The 13,494-nt window shown below is 71.2% G+C and carries 11 protein-coding genes; 9 read left to right on the top strand and 2 right to left on the bottom strand.

Going from position 1 to position 13,494, the window contains the following annotated elements; translation table 11 throughout:
- Positions 1–64 precede the first annotated feature (64 nt).
- The 4 genes from manA (at position 65) to NQ152_RS14055 (ending at position 6,114) form a co-directional block, all read left to right on the top strand.
- On the top strand, positions 65–1,249 hold the full coding sequence (gene manA, locus NQ152_RS14040) for a mannose-6-phosphate isomerase, class I (RefSeq protein WP_257524458.1): 1,185 nt from the start codon (positions 65–67) through the stop codon (positions 1,247–1,249).
- 179 nt (positions 1,250–1,428) lie between these two features.
- Positions 1,429–1,749 (top strand): WhiB family transcriptional regulator, encoded by a 321-nt coding sequence (locus NQ152_RS14045; protein WP_091705126.1) that lies wholly within the window; start codon positions 1,429–1,431, stop codon positions 1,747–1,749.
- 103 nt (positions 1,750–1,852) lie between these two features.
- On the top strand, positions 1,853–4,699 hold the full coding sequence (locus tag NQ152_RS14050) for a glycosyltransferase (protein ID WP_257524459.1): 2,847 nt from the start codon (positions 1,853–1,855) through the stop codon (positions 4,697–4,699).
- Positions 4,696–6,114, top strand: a complete 1,419-nt coding sequence (locus NQ152_RS14055; protein ID WP_257524460.1) for a DUF5719 family protein — start codon at positions 4,696–4,698, stop codon at positions 6,112–6,114. Before NQ152_RS14050 ends, NQ152_RS14055 begins: the two co-directional genes overlap by 4 nt.
- Positions 6,115–6,226: 112 nt before the next feature.
- On the opposite strand, the gene NQ152_RS14060 is transcribed toward NQ152_RS14055, so the two are convergent.
- Positions 6,227–6,544 carry a metallopeptidase family protein gene (locus NQ152_RS14060; protein WP_374113597.1) on the bottom strand — a complete coding sequence of 106 codons (318 nt, stop codon included), beginning with the start codon at positions 6,542–6,544 and terminating at the stop codon, positions 6,227–6,229.
- Between the two features lie 270 nt (positions 6,545–6,814).
- Between NQ152_RS14060 and NQ152_RS14065 the strand changes: the two genes are divergently transcribed.
- Both NQ152_RS14065 and ahcY read left to right on the top strand, forming a co-directional pair.
- Positions 6,815–7,024, top strand: a complete 210-nt coding sequence (locus tag NQ152_RS14065) for a DUF3499 domain-containing protein (protein WP_257502896.1) — start codon at positions 6,815–6,817, stop codon at positions 7,022–7,024.
- Between the two features lie 57 nt (positions 7,025–7,081).
- Complete coding sequence (gene ahcY, locus NQ152_RS14070) at positions 7,082–8,548, top strand: adenosylhomocysteinase (RefSeq protein ID WP_257524461.1); 1,467 nt, start codon at positions 7,082–7,084, stop codon at positions 8,546–8,548.
- Positions 8,549–8,708: 160 nt separating this feature from the next.
- Here the strand turns inward: ahcY and NQ152_RS14075 are convergent, their stop codons facing one another.
- Complete coding sequence (locus tag NQ152_RS14075; protein ID WP_257502894.1) at positions 8,709–9,566, bottom strand: RDD family protein; 858 nt, start codon at positions 9,564–9,566, stop codon at positions 8,709–8,711.
- Positions 9,567–9,582: 16 nt separating this feature from the next.
- Here NQ152_RS14075 and NQ152_RS14080 point away from each other — a divergent pair, with 16 nt between their 5' ends.
- From NQ152_RS14080 to katG, 3 genes are all read left to right on the top strand, one after another.
- Positions 9,583–10,578 (top strand): stage II sporulation protein M, encoded by a 996-nt coding sequence (locus NQ152_RS14080; RefSeq protein WP_257524462.1) that lies wholly within the window; start codon positions 9,583–9,585, stop codon positions 10,576–10,578.
- A gap of 66 nt (positions 10,579–10,644) precedes the next feature.
- Positions 10,645–11,082 (top strand): Fur family transcriptional regulator, encoded by a 438-nt coding sequence (locus NQ152_RS14085; protein ID WP_257524463.1) that lies wholly within the window; start codon positions 10,645–10,647, stop codon positions 11,080–11,082.
- An 82-nt stretch (positions 11,083–11,164) separates the two neighbouring features.
- Entirely contained in the window at positions 11,165–13,465 is a 2,301-nt protein-coding gene (gene katG, locus NQ152_RS14090) for a catalase/peroxidase HPI (protein WP_257524464.1), read from the top strand.
- The last annotated feature ends 29 nt before the right edge of the window (positions 13,466–13,494 follow it).

The raw sequence follows: 13,494 nt of genomic DNA on the forward strand, positions 1-13,494 counted from the left end.
GCCCGCAACCCCCGTGCGCGATGACCAGTGCGGCGATGACGGTGCCCGACTCTACGCTGGAGGCATGCTGGTGCCCCTTGCGAACACCCCCCGCGACTACGACTGGGGCAGCGTCACGCTCCTGGCCGGGCTGGAGGGCCGGGATCCCTCCGGGCGCCCGGAAGCGGAGGTGTGGTTCGGCGATCACCCGGGAAGTCCCGCGCTGGTGCCGGACGGACGCCCCCTCGGTGTCTGGCTCGCCGAAGAGGGCGCGCGCACCGGCGCTCCTGCCCACCTTCCGTACCTGCTGAAGCTGCTGGCCGCGGCATCCCCGCTGTCCATCCAGGCGCACCCCTCCCGCGCGCAGGCGGTCGCGGGTTTCGCGAAGGAAGAGGCGGCCGGTGTGCCCCGGGATGCGGCGGAGCGGACGTACCGCGACGAGAACCACAAACCCGAACTGATCGTCGCGCTCAGCGAGACCTTCACCGCGCTGGCCGGACTCCGGGAGATCGCAGCCACGCGTCGGCTGTTGCAGGCGCTGGGCCCGGCAGCGGCCGGCCTGGCCGCCAGGCTGAACGGGCCGGATGCCGCGGCCGCACTGCGCGACGCGCTTGGGTGGCTGCTCTCCGGTCAGGCGCAGCCCGACGTCGAGGCGATCATCGCGGCCGCAGCCACGACCGACGACGCAGAGTTCGGCCCCGAGTTGGCACGCATGAAGGATCTCGCTGCGCGGCATCCCGGTGACCCCGGCGTGGTGGTGGCGATGCTGATGAACCTGGTCACCCTGCACCGCGGTGAGGCGGTGTTCGTCCCGGCGGGTGTGCTGCACGCGTATCTGGAGGGACTCGGCGTCGAAGTCATGGCGGCCAGCGACAACGTCCTGCGCGGAGGGCTCACCGCCAAGCACATCGACGTCGCCGAACTGCTCGACGTCCTCGATTCCACACCGGGGCCCATCCGAGTGCTGCGTCCGCAGCGACTCGGCGGCGGGGCGGCCCGGTACGAGACGGATGTCGCCGATTTCGCGCTGCTGCGCGTCAGCGTCGCGCCCGACGGGTCCTCTCGCGTGCCCGTGACCGGGACCACGATCGCACTCGCCACGAAGGGAGTCCTCGAGGTCCGGGGCAACCGGTCGGGCGAGGCGGTCGAGCTCCGCCCGGGACAGGCACTGCTCGTGACCCCGGACGAGCAGCACGTGATCCTTTCCGGTTACGGAGAGCTCTTCCTGGCTCTGCCCGGGTCGGCATCCGCGGGTGCGGGCGGGTCCTGACGTGAGATGATGCCGCGTCACGGTCCCGCGCGGACGATCGCGACACGCCGACGGCGCGTCGTAAACGTTCAAGCGCCAGGTGAGGCTTTACGATCTGCGACTTGACCCCAGCGAACTACACCGGTGTAATTATCACTACACACGCGAGCCAGCGTGGGGTGAGAAGGTGGGAGAGCGAGATGACGGGTTACCGTTCCGGCGTTCCCGACAATTGGTTCGTCGATCCTGTTCAGCTGGGTGTGCCGGGGGTGCGTCGCCCGCTCGAGGGTGAGGACGGAAACCCGCTGGGCTGGCAGACAGACGCACTGTGTGCGCAGACCGACCCTGAGGCGTTCTTCCCTGAGAAGGGCGGCTCCACGCGAGACGCGAAGAAGATCTGCACCACGTGCGACGTCCGGGGCGAGTGCCTGGAATATGCGCTGCAGAACGACGAGCGCTTCGGCATCTGGGGCGGGCTCAGCGAGCGCGAGCGCCGCAAGCTCAAGCGCCGCGCGAGCTGACGCGGCCGCGTCGCCGCGCCGGTACGGCGACGACGGCCGGTTCCGGCCGACAGCGGCGCGTACACCCGGCGCGGCTGATCCACGCGCCTAGGCTGTCCACGTCATGCCCGCCAGAGTCCACGCCATTCTCGTCGTGCGCCCCGATGGGCGCACCCCCGCCGCGCACCATCTGCGTCGCACCCTCGCCGCCCTTGCGGAGCAGAGCCGACGGGTCGATGCGCTGACGATCGTGGTCTGCGGAGACGACGCCGGCGTGACCGCCGTCGCGGCGGCATCCGGAGCCGAATCGGTCATCAGTGCACCCGCGTCGACAGGATTCGCCGCCGCGACCGCGATGGCGACGCTGCGGTTGAGCGGCGACGCGGTATGGATCCTCGCACAGGACACCGCGCCGGAACCGGAGGCGCTCAGCCGTCTGGTCGGCGCTCTCGAGCTCGGGCCGTCAGTCGCCTTCGCCGCCCCCAAGCTTGTGCGCTGGGATGACCGTGCCGAGATCGTCTCCCTCGGCGTGAGCATGACGGCGTTCGGTCGCAGCGTCGGCCTGGCCGATCACGAACTGGATCAGGGTCAGCACGACGCGCGCGAGGACGTGCTGGGCGCCGACATCCGCGGCATTCTGGTCCGGACCGAGGTGTGGCGCGAACTCGGTGGGATCGATCGCGGTCTGGTGGGCGCGGACGAAGGCCTCGATCTGGGCGTGCGGGCACGGCTCATCGGCGGGCGGGTCCTGCTGGTGCCGACCGCTCTGGTCGCAGTGGCCGGAGACGGCGTCGCGGGGCTCCCGGCACCGCTGACCGGCGCGCGGCGCCGGCGCCGCGCGTTCGCGTCCCGCACGGCTGAGCTGCATCGTCGCCTCGCCTATGCGCCGCCGCCGGCCGTGCCGTTCCTGTGGCTGGCGATCCTGCCGACCGCGCTGTGGCGGTCCGTTCTGCAGATCGTCCGCAAGCGGCCGTCTCTGGTCTGGCCCGAGTGGGGGGCGGCGGCGGTGGCGACTGTGAGCCTGCCGGCCGTCGCGCGGGCCCGCTCGCGCATCCGCACCACGCGCACGGTGTCGTGGGCACAGCTGGCGCCCCTGCGGGTGACCCGACGGGACCTGCGCGAGCAGCTCGACGACGATGCCGATTCGACGGCCCCCTCCCGGCGGGGAGAACTCCGGTTCTTCACCGGCGGGGGTGCATGGCTGGTGCTCGGCGCCGTGGTGGTCTCGATCGGGGCGTTCCCCGCTCTTGCGGCGTGGCCCGTTCTCGGCGGCGGCGGCCTGGAGCCCCTGGCGGCCACGGCTGCGCGGCTGTGGGGCGACGCCGCTTACGGTCTGCGCGCCTCGGGCCTGGGCACCATCGGGCCGGCCGATCCGTTCGCGGCGGTCCTGGCCATCGTGGGCAGCCTCTGGCCCCTGGAGCCCTCCCGGGCCCTGGTGGTGCTGTGGCTGCTCGCGCTGCCCCTGTCCGCACTGGGTGGGTGGTTCGCGGCCACGCGGGTGACGGACCGGCCGCTGCTGCGCTTCGCCGGCGGTGCGATCTGGGCACTTGCGCCCACCCTTCTGGCCGCGCTCGTGCAGGGCCGCCCCAGCGCGGTCATCGCCCACCTGCTGCTGCCCTGGCTCTTCTACGCCGGTTCCGTCGCGCATCGATCCTGGGTCGCGTCCGGAGCAGCATCCGTGGTCTTCGCCGCCGTCGCCGCCTCGGCACCGTCCCTCGTCCCCGCGCTGATCGTGATCTGGCTCGCCGCGGTCATCCTCACCCTGATCCTGCGGCGCGGCCGCGGGGTCGCCAGGGTGATCTGGCTGGTCGTGCCCGCCGCGCTGCTGGCAGCTCCGATCGTGTGGCACCAGCTGCGCGTGGGCAACCCGCTCGGACTGCTCGCCGACCCCGGACTGACCTGGCTGGGCGGCCAGGTGGGCGCGGACACCGCCGGTCGCGCCCTGCTGGCCGCAGGCATACCGACCTCCGACATCGTCGGGTGGGTCGGCTTCGTGCCGGGGTGGCCGACGTGGTGGGTGCCGCTGCTGGCTGCGCCGGTCGCGCTCCTTGCGCTCATGGCGCCGCTCACGCAGCGCTGGGCCGCCGGAGTCGCCCTCCTGGTGATCGCCGCACTCGGCCTGGCGACCGCCTTTGCAGCGGTCGGGATCTCGGTCGCCTTCGCGCAGTCGCTGCCCGTGCCGCTGTGGCCCGGCGCCGGCCTCAGCCTGGCCTGGCTGGGGGTGCTCGGCGGAGCGTTGGCCGCACTCGATGTGGGACTGGCGCCTCGGCTCGCCGCCGCGCGCAACGTGGCGGCGGTTGGCGTGGTGCTCGCGCTGACGGTGCTGGCCCTGCCCAGCCTCTCCGCGATGGCGCGCGGCACCGCCCTCCTGAGCAACGGTCCCCCGAGCACGCTGCCGGCCTACGTCAGCGCCGCCGGACGCGAGGATCCCGATGTCGGGACGATGATCCTGACGCCGCAGAACGCCGGGGGAGTGTCCGCACGGGTCGTGTGGGGTGGGAGCGAGACGCTGAACGGTCAGGCGACGATGATCTCGACGCGCGTGAAGGCGACCGCTGCAGACGAGGCGATCGCGTCCCTGACCGCGGACCTGGTCACCTCCACCACGGATGCCGCTGTCGCCGTCCTGGCCGGGCACGGCATCAGCTTCGTGCTGCTGGCGCCGAGTCCGGGTGCCGAGTCGGACACCGCACGCGCCTTCCGCCTCGCAGCGGCCACCGCCCTCGACCAGCGCGACGGTCTGGACTCCGTGGGCGAGACCGCCAAGGGAGTGCTCTGGCGTGTCACGCAGCCCACCGAGCCGCGGGCGCAGGCGTCGGCATCCGTTCATGAGGTCGCGCGGGGGATCGCGCTGGCGCAGCTCGCCGCCGTCGCCGTCGCTCTGCTGCTCGCGGTTCCCACGGCGGCGTCGCGCCGCGAGGCTCGGCGCACCTCTCGGGTCGTCGGCCCGCACTGGCAGGAGGGTCGATGAGCGACCGGCGTGTATTCCGCTGGGCGAGCACCAGCGCACGGCTGCTGGTGGGCACCCTGGTGGCGATCGGATTCGTCATCGCGGTGGTCACTGCCGTCTCTCTGCCGTGGCCGACCGCGGCCCGCGAACCGGTCGCGATCACGGCGATGCCGGCGCCGTCGGCGAGCGTGGTCGTCTGCCCGGGCGGGCTCCTCGCGCTCGGCCGGGAGCTGGAAGACGCGGGCCGCATCGTGACGGCGGCGCCGCAGACGGTGATCAGCGGCGTGGCGCAGGGGCGTCCGGTGCCGACGACGCGTCCGCTCACCACGCCCGCTTCGGACGGATCGGCGCCGGCCACGGCAGTGGTGGCCGAGCCGGTGGACGGCACCCGCACCGATGTGGCGGCATCCGGATCGTCCACGATCGTCGCGGAGGACCTGAGCGGATTCGCCGCGGCCGCCTGCCGACCTGCCCTGATGGAATCCTGGCTCGTGGGCGGATCCGCGGCGACAGGGGCGTCGGACACCGTCCTGCTCGCGAATCCGGGAACGGTCGCCGCGACCGTGCAGCTGACCGTCTTCGGCGCGAGCGGTCCCCAGGTTCCCGCGGGTGCCGGTGAGCTGGTCGTCGGTCCCGGCGCCCAGGCGGTGCTCCCGCTGGCCGGCCTCCAGCTCGGTGAGCAGAGCCCCGTCATCCGGGTCACCGCGACCGGCGCCCCGGTGCAGGCGGCGCTGCAGACGAGCATCACACGCACGCTCGTCCCCGGTGGCGTGGACCAGGTCGGCGCGACCGTGGCGCCGGACCGCATCCAGGTGATGCCCGGGGTCACGGTGACCCAGAACCCGGACGCGGAGGGCTCCTCGGATGCCGCGACCGTCGTGCGCATCCTCTCACCGGATCAGGACACCACTGCCGTGATCACCGCGTCCGCGGTCGGGACCGCCGCATCGAACGCGGCGCCCACCACGGTCCCGCTCACGGCGGGCATCCCGACCGAGGTCGACCTCGGCGGGCTGGCGACGGGTCTGTACACCGTCGAGGTCTCGGCGGACACGCCGGTGGTCGCAGCGGTGTGGCAGACCACCGGATTCGGCGAAGGCGCGGACTTCGCCTGGTACAGCGCGGCACCGCCGGTCACCGGAGAGGGACTGTTCGCGACACCCCCCGGGCCGACCCCGGTGCTGACCCTGGCCAATCCGACTGAAGAGCCGGTGACCACCGCGGTGGAGGCGGTCGATGGCGGCTTCGTCACGGAGGTCACCGTTGCGCCCGGTGAGAGCGCCTCGGTGCGGCTTTCCGCGCGCACCGTCTACCTGCTCGAAGCCGGAGGCGCCGGCATCCGTGCCGGTCTGTCGCTCACCGGCGACGGCGCGCTCGCCGGTTTCCCGGTATGGCCCTCGGATGCCGCGGCGCCGCAGGTCACCGTCTACCCGTAGGCACGTCACCACGGACGTGGCTACGCGCGGTCCGGTGCTGCGGAGATCTGGCTACGCCGCCTTCGGCGGCCCGGTGCTCCAGTAGTGGCCCAGCCGCTGATCGACGCGCGGCTCAAAAGTATCGGAAGCGCTCCGGACCGAGATCCCACGGGTCGCGGTCGAGGTATTCGGCGGCCGCGCGAAAGACGCTGCCCTCGATCATGATCCGCCGGTGCAGATCGTCGTCGCGGTGCAGATGGCTCAGTCGCTCGATGGGCAGCCGGTAGAGGATGATCCGCTTCTCGTCGGTCAGCACCCGCCACCGGGGGATGCCGTCATCGTCAGCCGCCGGCGGCATGTCGCCGACTTCGAAGCTCACGTCGCGAAGCTCCGGCCATGCCGAGCGGAGGAACTCGGCGGCGGTGCCCACCGCCAGATCGAACCGCTCCACGCGCGTTTCCAGCGGAGGAAGCGGCGGACGCACGATGGGGCTGCGGCCCTCGCGTCCGTGGCGGCCGTGACGGGCCGGTCGACGGACCGGTGCGGCCGTTTCTTTGCTCCGTCGCCATACCATGCGTCCATCTTATGGGCCCAGCGGGAAGCGGCTCGGGGTGTGCGACACCAGCCGGCTGACCGACCAGATACCGGATTCGCGCGCGCGGGACCGGCGCTGCGGCGCGGCATCCGGTCGATCCCTGCGCCGCTGGATAACGTGGGTGCGATGCGCCAGAGACTCTGCTCGAAGGTGGGATGCGCCCGAGAGGCGGTCTCCACCTTGACGTACGACTACCCCGACCAGATGGCCGCCCTCGGTCCGCTGGGTGCCGGCGGTGACCCGCACGCGCACGACCTGTGCGCCATCCACACCGATCGGCTGTCGATGCCGCGCGGGTGGGTCGTGGTTCGGCACGAGACCATCGCGCAGCGCTGACTGCGCCATTGCGCTGAGCCCAGTCCGCCTTCCCGAATGGTCTGGGAGAATGGGCGGATGAGCACCGACCTCACCGCCCCCGCAGTGCTGAATTACCGCGTCGCCGATCTGGCGCTCGCCCCGGCGGGCCGGCATCAGATCCGGCTGGCCGAGAACGAGATGCCCGGCCTGATGGCCCTGCGTGCGGAGTTCGGTCCGTCGCAGCCGCTCGCCGGCGCGCGCATCGCGGGGTCGCTGCACATGACGGTGCAGACCGCCGTGCTGATCGAGACGCTGGTGGCGCTGGGCGCGCAGGTGCGCTGGGCCAGTTGCAACATCTTCTCCACCCAGGACGAAGCCGCCGCCGCCATCGCCGTCGGCCCGCACGGGAGCCCGGATGCGCCCGCCGGGGTTCCGGTGTTCGCGTGGAAGGGTGAGACGCTCGAGGAGTATTGGGCGTGCACCGATCGGATCTTCGACTGGTCTGCGGAGGGATTCGACGGGCCCAACCTGATCCTGGACGACGGCGGCGACGCCACCATGCTGGTGCACCTGGGCGTGCAGTTCGAGGCGGCCGGCGAGGTGCCCGATGCCGCCGAGGGTGACGCGCACGAGTACCGCGTGGTGCTGCAGACGCTCCGCGCCAGTCTCGCGGCCGACCCCGAGCGGTGGACGCAGATCAGCCGCGAGCTGATCGGGGTGACCGAGGAGACCACCACCGGTGTGCATCGGCTGTACGAGCTGGCCGCGGCCGGACAGCTGCTGTTCCCGGGCATCAATGTGAACGACTCCGTCACCAAGTCGAAGTTCGACAACAAGTACGGCATCCGCCATTCCCTGCCGGACGGACTGAACCGCGCCACCGATGTGCTGATCGGCGGCAAGGCGGTCTTCGTGGCCGGCTACGGCGATGTCGGCAAGGGCGCGGCCGAGGCGCTGCGCGGCCAGGGCGCGCGGGTCATCGTCGGCGAAGTGGATCCCATCTGCGCGCTGCAGGCCGCGATGGACGGATTCCAGGTTGCACGCCTGGAGTCGGTGCTGGGAGAGGTCGACATCGTCGTGACCGGGACCGGCAACAAGGACGTCATCACCGTCGAGCACCTGCTCGGGCTGAAGCACCTGGCGATCGTGGCGAACGTCGGTCACTTCGACAACGAGATCGACATGGCCGGGCTGGAGCAGCTCGCCGGCGCCGAGGCGATCGAGATCAAACCGCAGGTGCACGAGTGGCGGATGCCGAACGGACGCAGCGTGCTCGTGCTGAGCGAGGGACGCCTGATGAACCTCGGCAACGCGACCGGGCATCCGTCCTTCGTGATGAGCGCGTCCTTCACGAACCAGGTGCTCGCCCAGCTGGAACTGTTCACCAACATCGAGCAGTACCCGGTCGGCGTGTACGTGCTGCCGAAGGCGCTCGATGAGAAGGTGGCGCGCCTGCACCTGGCCGCGCTCGGTGTCGAGCTGACCGTGTTGACGCCCGAGCAGGCCGCGTACATCGGGGTTCCCGTGGACGGCCCGTACAAGCTGGACCACTACCGGTACTGAGCTCCGCAGTCACACGTTGCGCCCTCCGGCGGCTCCGCGCTCGCCGGAACTGACCGCGGACCGCTGCGCGCCTCCGAGCGAAAAGGGGCTCCGCAGTCAGTAACTGCGGAGTGCGGGGGCTACCGGGTCGCGGAAAGCGACTGCGGAGCAGCGCGCCGTCTCAGCGCTCCGGGAACCCGCGGGGTGCTCCAGTCGGACCGGTCAGCGCCGCCACCCGCTGCTGCTCGAGCTGCAGGGCGCGCAGCTCGCGGTCCCGCCGCACCGCCACGACCGCGCGCAGGAACGTCTCCTCGTCCACGGCGGGCACGGGCGAGACGTGCACTGCCGCCTCGGCGGCGAGGGTTGCCGCGAGCCGAGCCCGCGCAGGCGGCTGCATGGCGGCCGCGCTCTGGGTGAACTGGGCGATGCGCCGAGACAGTCGATCCGGGAGGCGGGCGACGTCCGCCACTGCGGCCCAGCCTGCCAGCGCCGGCGGCACGGGCGGCCCCGGCGGCGGAAGCCGGGGTGTGCGGGTGCGCTCGGAATAGGTTCCGGCCAGAAGATCGCCGAGCCGCTGGGCACGGGGCGTGAATGCGCCCACCAGCGCAGCGACCGCCCCCAGGGTGAGCCAGATCTCGAGGACCCCGGTGAGTGCGCGGATGAACGCCTGCCGGAAGCCGGACGCACCTCCGTCGGTGCGCACGATCCGGCCCCCTACCGCGAGCTTGCCGAGACTGCGACCGCGGGTCATCGTCTCGACCACGGTCGGGATGACGACCGTGACGGTGACCAGGACGGTGACGCTCAGGATGGGCAGCGCGACCGCGTCCACGAGGCTCTGCCCGACGAGCCACGAGGTGACGAGCAGGAACAGCAGGAGCGCGCCGATGCCGACCAGGACATCGATCAGCGCGCCCAGCCCACGCAGGAAGAACCCGACCGGCTGCACGTCCAGCGCAACGGCCTCGCCGGTGAGCACCTCGTCCTGCTGGATCTCGATCACCCGCGCGGGCGCGACGGGGGGATCCGAAGCGGGCATGGGTACAGTAAACCAAATGGACCTGGACGCCCTCACCCTCGCGCGGCGAGACGAATGGGCGCGGCTGGACGAACTGAGCAGGAAGCGACGGCTCACCGGCGCGCAGGTCGATGAGCTCGTCACTCGCTACCGGGCGGCGTCGGCGGATCTCGCCGACATCAAGAGCTCGGCCGGTCGCACGGCTCAGGGCGACTACGTCTCGACCATGCTCGCCCGCGCCCGGCTGCGTCTGACCGGTGCACCGGAGAACGTCGCCCGCCAGATTCCGCGCTTCTTCGCGCTGCAGCTGCCGGCTGCCCTGTATCGCGTGCGCTGGACGACGCTGGTCATCGCCGTCGGCTTCATCGTGGTGGCGGTGCTGGTCGCGTTCTGGGTGTCCCGGGATCCCGCACTCGTGGCCTCCCTCGGCAGTCGTGCCGAGCTCGAGTACTACGCGCAGAACAGTTTCACCGACTACTACAGCGAGAATCCGGCAGCGGTGTTCGCGGGCACGGTGTGGACGAACAACGCGTGGATCGCCGCGCAGTGCGTACTGTTCGGGATCACCGGTGTGTGGCCGCTGATGGTGCTGGTGCAGAACGCGGTGGGTGTCGGGACCGCGGCCGCCGTGATGCTCGCGTTCGACCGCGGCGATGTCTTCCTGCTGTTCATCCTGCCGCACGGGATGCTGGAGCTGACGTGCATCTTCGTCGCCGCGGCCGCGGGACTGCACATCTTCTGGGCCTGGGTGGCACCCGGACCTCGCACGCGCGGTGACGCGCTCGCCGCGTCCGGCCGATCCCTCGCCACGATCGCGGTCGGACTGGTCATCGCGCTGGCCGTCTCGGGCGCGATCGAGGGGTTCGTCACCGCGCAGCCCTGGCCGTGGGCGCTGAAGATCGGGATCGGCGCGGTGGCGCTGGCCGCCTTCCTGCTGTACATGCTGGTCGTCGGCGGTCGCGCGCACCGTCGCGGTGAGACCGGCGACCTGCCCGAGTACGAGGCGGGCACGGCCCGGCTCGTCGCCGGCTGACCCGCGGGACGCCGCCGGCCGCCGTCGCGGCCTGTTTTGAATCGCTAAAAAGTGTAGGCTGGTGTCATGACCGACGCAGAGCAGCACAGCGCGACGGCGGACGCGATCCGCGCCGCCGGGCTCCGGGTCACCGACTCCCGACGTGCCGTGCTCGACGCGCTCCGTCGGCATTCGCACGCGAGCGTCGATGCGATCCACGCCGACGTGCTGCCCGGCATCCCGAGCACCAGTCCGCAGTCCGTCTACAACGCGCTGGCCGACTTCACCGACGCCGGACTGGTGCGTCGCATCGAGCCCGCCGGGCACCCGATGCTGTTCGAGCTGCGGGTCGGCGACAACCACCACCACCTGATCTGCAGCGGCTGCGGCCGGATCGAGGACGTGGACTGCGTCGTCGGCGAAGCGCCCTGTCTGCAGCCCTCCGATGCGCGCGGATTCACCGTCACGGCCGCCGACGTGACCTTCTGGGGTGTCTGCGCCGAGTGCGCCTCGCTCCCGGCCTGAGATATCGGCCCACCCACTGCCACGACAACCCCAAGGCCGCTGATCCTGAGCGGCCGCTGACCCCCCAAGGGAAGGACACCCCATGACCGACGAGACGATCCCCGAGATCGGCGAAGACGCGAGCGGCATCGACCAGGCCGTCACCGACATCGACACCCCGGTGGACGAGCGCGCCGACGGCGAGACCCGTCCGCGCCCGAACGAGGCGGAAGCCTGCCCGGTGATCCACGGGCAGCCGCACCCGACGACCGGCTCGGCCAACGCCGTCTGGTGGCCGAACCAGCTGAATCTCAAGATCCTCGCGAAGAACCCCGCCGTGGCCAACCCGCTCGGCGAGGACTTCGACTACCGGGCGGCGTTCCAGTCGCTCGACCTGGCTGCGGTGAAGGCGGACATCGCCGAGCTGCTCACGACCTCGCAGGACTGGTGGCCGGCCGACTTCGGCAACTACGGCCCGCTGATGATCCGCATGGCCTGGCACAGCGCCGGAACCTACCGGATCACCGACGGTCGCGGCGGCGGCGGCACCGGACAGCAGCGGTTCGCGCCCCTGAACAGCTGGCCGGACAACGTGAGCCTGGACAAGGCACGGCGTCTGCTGTGGCCGGTGAAGAAGAAGTACGGCCAGAACCTGTCTTGGGCTGACCTGATCATCCTCGCCGGCAACGTCGCCCTCGAGTCCATGGGCTTCAACACGTTCGGCTACGCCGGCGGCCGCCCCGACGTGTGGGAGCCGGACGCGGACGTGTACTGGGGTCCCGAGACCACGTGGCTGGGCGACGAGCGCTACACCGGTGACCGCGAGCTGGAAAAGCCCCTGGCCGCCGTGCAGATGGGTCTCATCTACGTCAACCCCGAGGGCCCCAATGGAGAGCCCGACCCGCTCAAGTCCGCGCACGACATCCGCACCACCTTCGGCCGGATGGCCATGAACGACGAGGAGACCGTCGCGCTGATCGCCGGCGGTCACACCTTCGGCAAGACCCACGGCGCCGCGCCGGACTCCAACCTCGAGGGCAACCCCGAGTCGGCCGGACTGGAGATGCAGGGCCTGGGCTGGAAGAACAACTTCGGCACCGGCAAGGGCGATGACACCATCACCTCGGGCCTGGAGGTCACCTGGACCTATCACCCCACGCGCTGGGACAACGAGTTCTTCCACATCCTCTACGCGTACGACTGGGAGCTCATGCGCAGCCCCGGCGGTGGCCACCAGTGGCGGCCGAAGAACGGGATGGGTGCGGACATGGTGCCGCTGGCCCACTCGGACGGGCGTCGTGAGCCGCGCATGCTGACCAGCGACATCGCGCTGCGTATGGACCCCGAGTACGACAAGATCTCGCGGAAGTTCAAGGACGACCCGGTGGCCTTCGGCGACGCCTTCTCACGTGCGTGGTTCAAACTGACCCACCGCGACATGGGCCCGATCGACCGCTACCTGGGCCCCGAGGTGCCCACCGAAGAGCTCATCTGGCAGGATCCCGTGCCGGTCGTCGACCATGCGCTCATCGACGCCACCGACGCTGCCGCGCTGAAAGAGCGCATCCTGGCGACCGGACTGTCGGTCGCACAGCTGGTGACCACCACCTGGGCTGCCGCATCCACGTTCCGTGGCAGCGACAAGCGCGGCGGCGTGAACGGCGCCCGGATCCGCCTGGAGCCGCAGAAGGACTGGCAGATCAACCGCCCGGCCGAACTGGCCACCGTGCTGGCTGCGCTGGAGGGCGTGCAGGCCGAGTTCAACCAGGACCGCACCGACGGCAAGAAGGTGTCGCTGGCCGACATCATCGTGCTGGCCGGCAACGCAGCGGTCGAGCAGGCGGCACGGGCGGGCGGCGTGGAGGCCGAAGTCGACTTCCACCCGGGCCGCACGGACGCCACGCAGGAGCAGACCGATGTCCTGTCCTTCACGTATCTGGAGCCGGCCGCTGACGGGTTCCGCAACCACTACGGACGCAACGCGGTCCTGCCGCAGGAGCACCACCTCATCGACAAGGCGAACCTGCTCACCCTGAGCGCGCCCGAGATGACCGTGCTCGTGGGTGGTCTGCGGGTGCTCGGCGCTAACTGGGACGGTTCCGAGTACGGCGTGTTCACTGACCGTCCGGGCGTGCTGTCGAACGACTTCTTCGTCCGGCTGCTCGACCTCGGCACGACGTGGACGCCGCTGGATCCGGGTTCGCAGGCGTTCGAGGGCACGAAGGACGGTTCCGGAGCCGCGGTCGGTCGCGGCACCCGCGTCGACTTGCTGTTCGGCTCCAACTCCGAGCTGCGTGCCGTCGCAGAGGTCTACGCGAGCGACGACGCGCAGGAGAAGTTCGTGCGCGATTTCGTCGCCGCGTGGGGCAAGGTCACCGAGCTGGACCGCTTCGACCTGGTCTGATCCCGCAGACGCAGGAGGCCCGTCCCCGA

Origin of the sequence: Microbacterium sp. zg.B48 (genome assembly GCF_024623505.1) — a bacterium.
Lineage (GTDB): Bacteria > Actinomycetota > Actinomycetes > Actinomycetales > Microbacteriaceae > Microbacterium.

Bases quoted from the DNA above. Each gene is read 5' to 3' on its own strand.
- NQ152_RS14055 (WP_257524460.1), top strand. From the start codon at position 4,696: ATGAGCGACCGGCGTGTATTCCGCTGGGCGAGCACCAGCGCACGGCTG.
- katG (WP_257524464.1), top strand. From the start codon at position 11,165: ATGACCGACGAGACGATCCCCGAGATCGGCGAAGACGCGAGCGGCATC.
- NQ152_RS14085 (WP_257524463.1), top strand. From the start codon at position 10,645: ATGACCGACGCAGAGCAGCACAGCGCGACGGCGGACGCGATCCGCGCC.
- NQ152_RS14080 (WP_257524462.1), top strand. From the start codon at position 9,583: ATGGACCTGGACGCCCTCACCCTCGCGCGGCGAGACGAATGGGCGCGG.
- manA (WP_257524458.1), top strand. From the start codon at position 65: ATGCTGGTGCCCCTTGCGAACACCCCCCGCGACTACGACTGGGGCAGC.
- ahcY (WP_257524461.1), top strand. From the start codon at position 7,082: ATGAGCACCGACCTCACCGCCCCCGCAGTGCTGAATTACCGCGTCGCC.
- NQ152_RS14065 (WP_257502896.1), top strand. From the start codon at position 6,815: ATGCGCCAGAGACTCTGCTCGAAGGTGGGATGCGCCCGAGAGGCGGTC.
- NQ152_RS14045 (WP_091705126.1), top strand. From the start codon at position 1,429: ATGACGGGTTACCGTTCCGGCGTTCCCGACAATTGGTTCGTCGATCCT.
- NQ152_RS14075 (WP_257502894.1), bottom strand. From the start codon at position 9,566: ATGCCCGCTTCGGATCCCCCCGTCGCGCCCGCGCGGGTGATCGAGATC.
- NQ152_RS14050 (WP_257524459.1), top strand. From the start codon at position 1,853: ATGCCCGCCAGAGTCCACGCCATTCTCGTCGTGCGCCCCGATGGGCGC.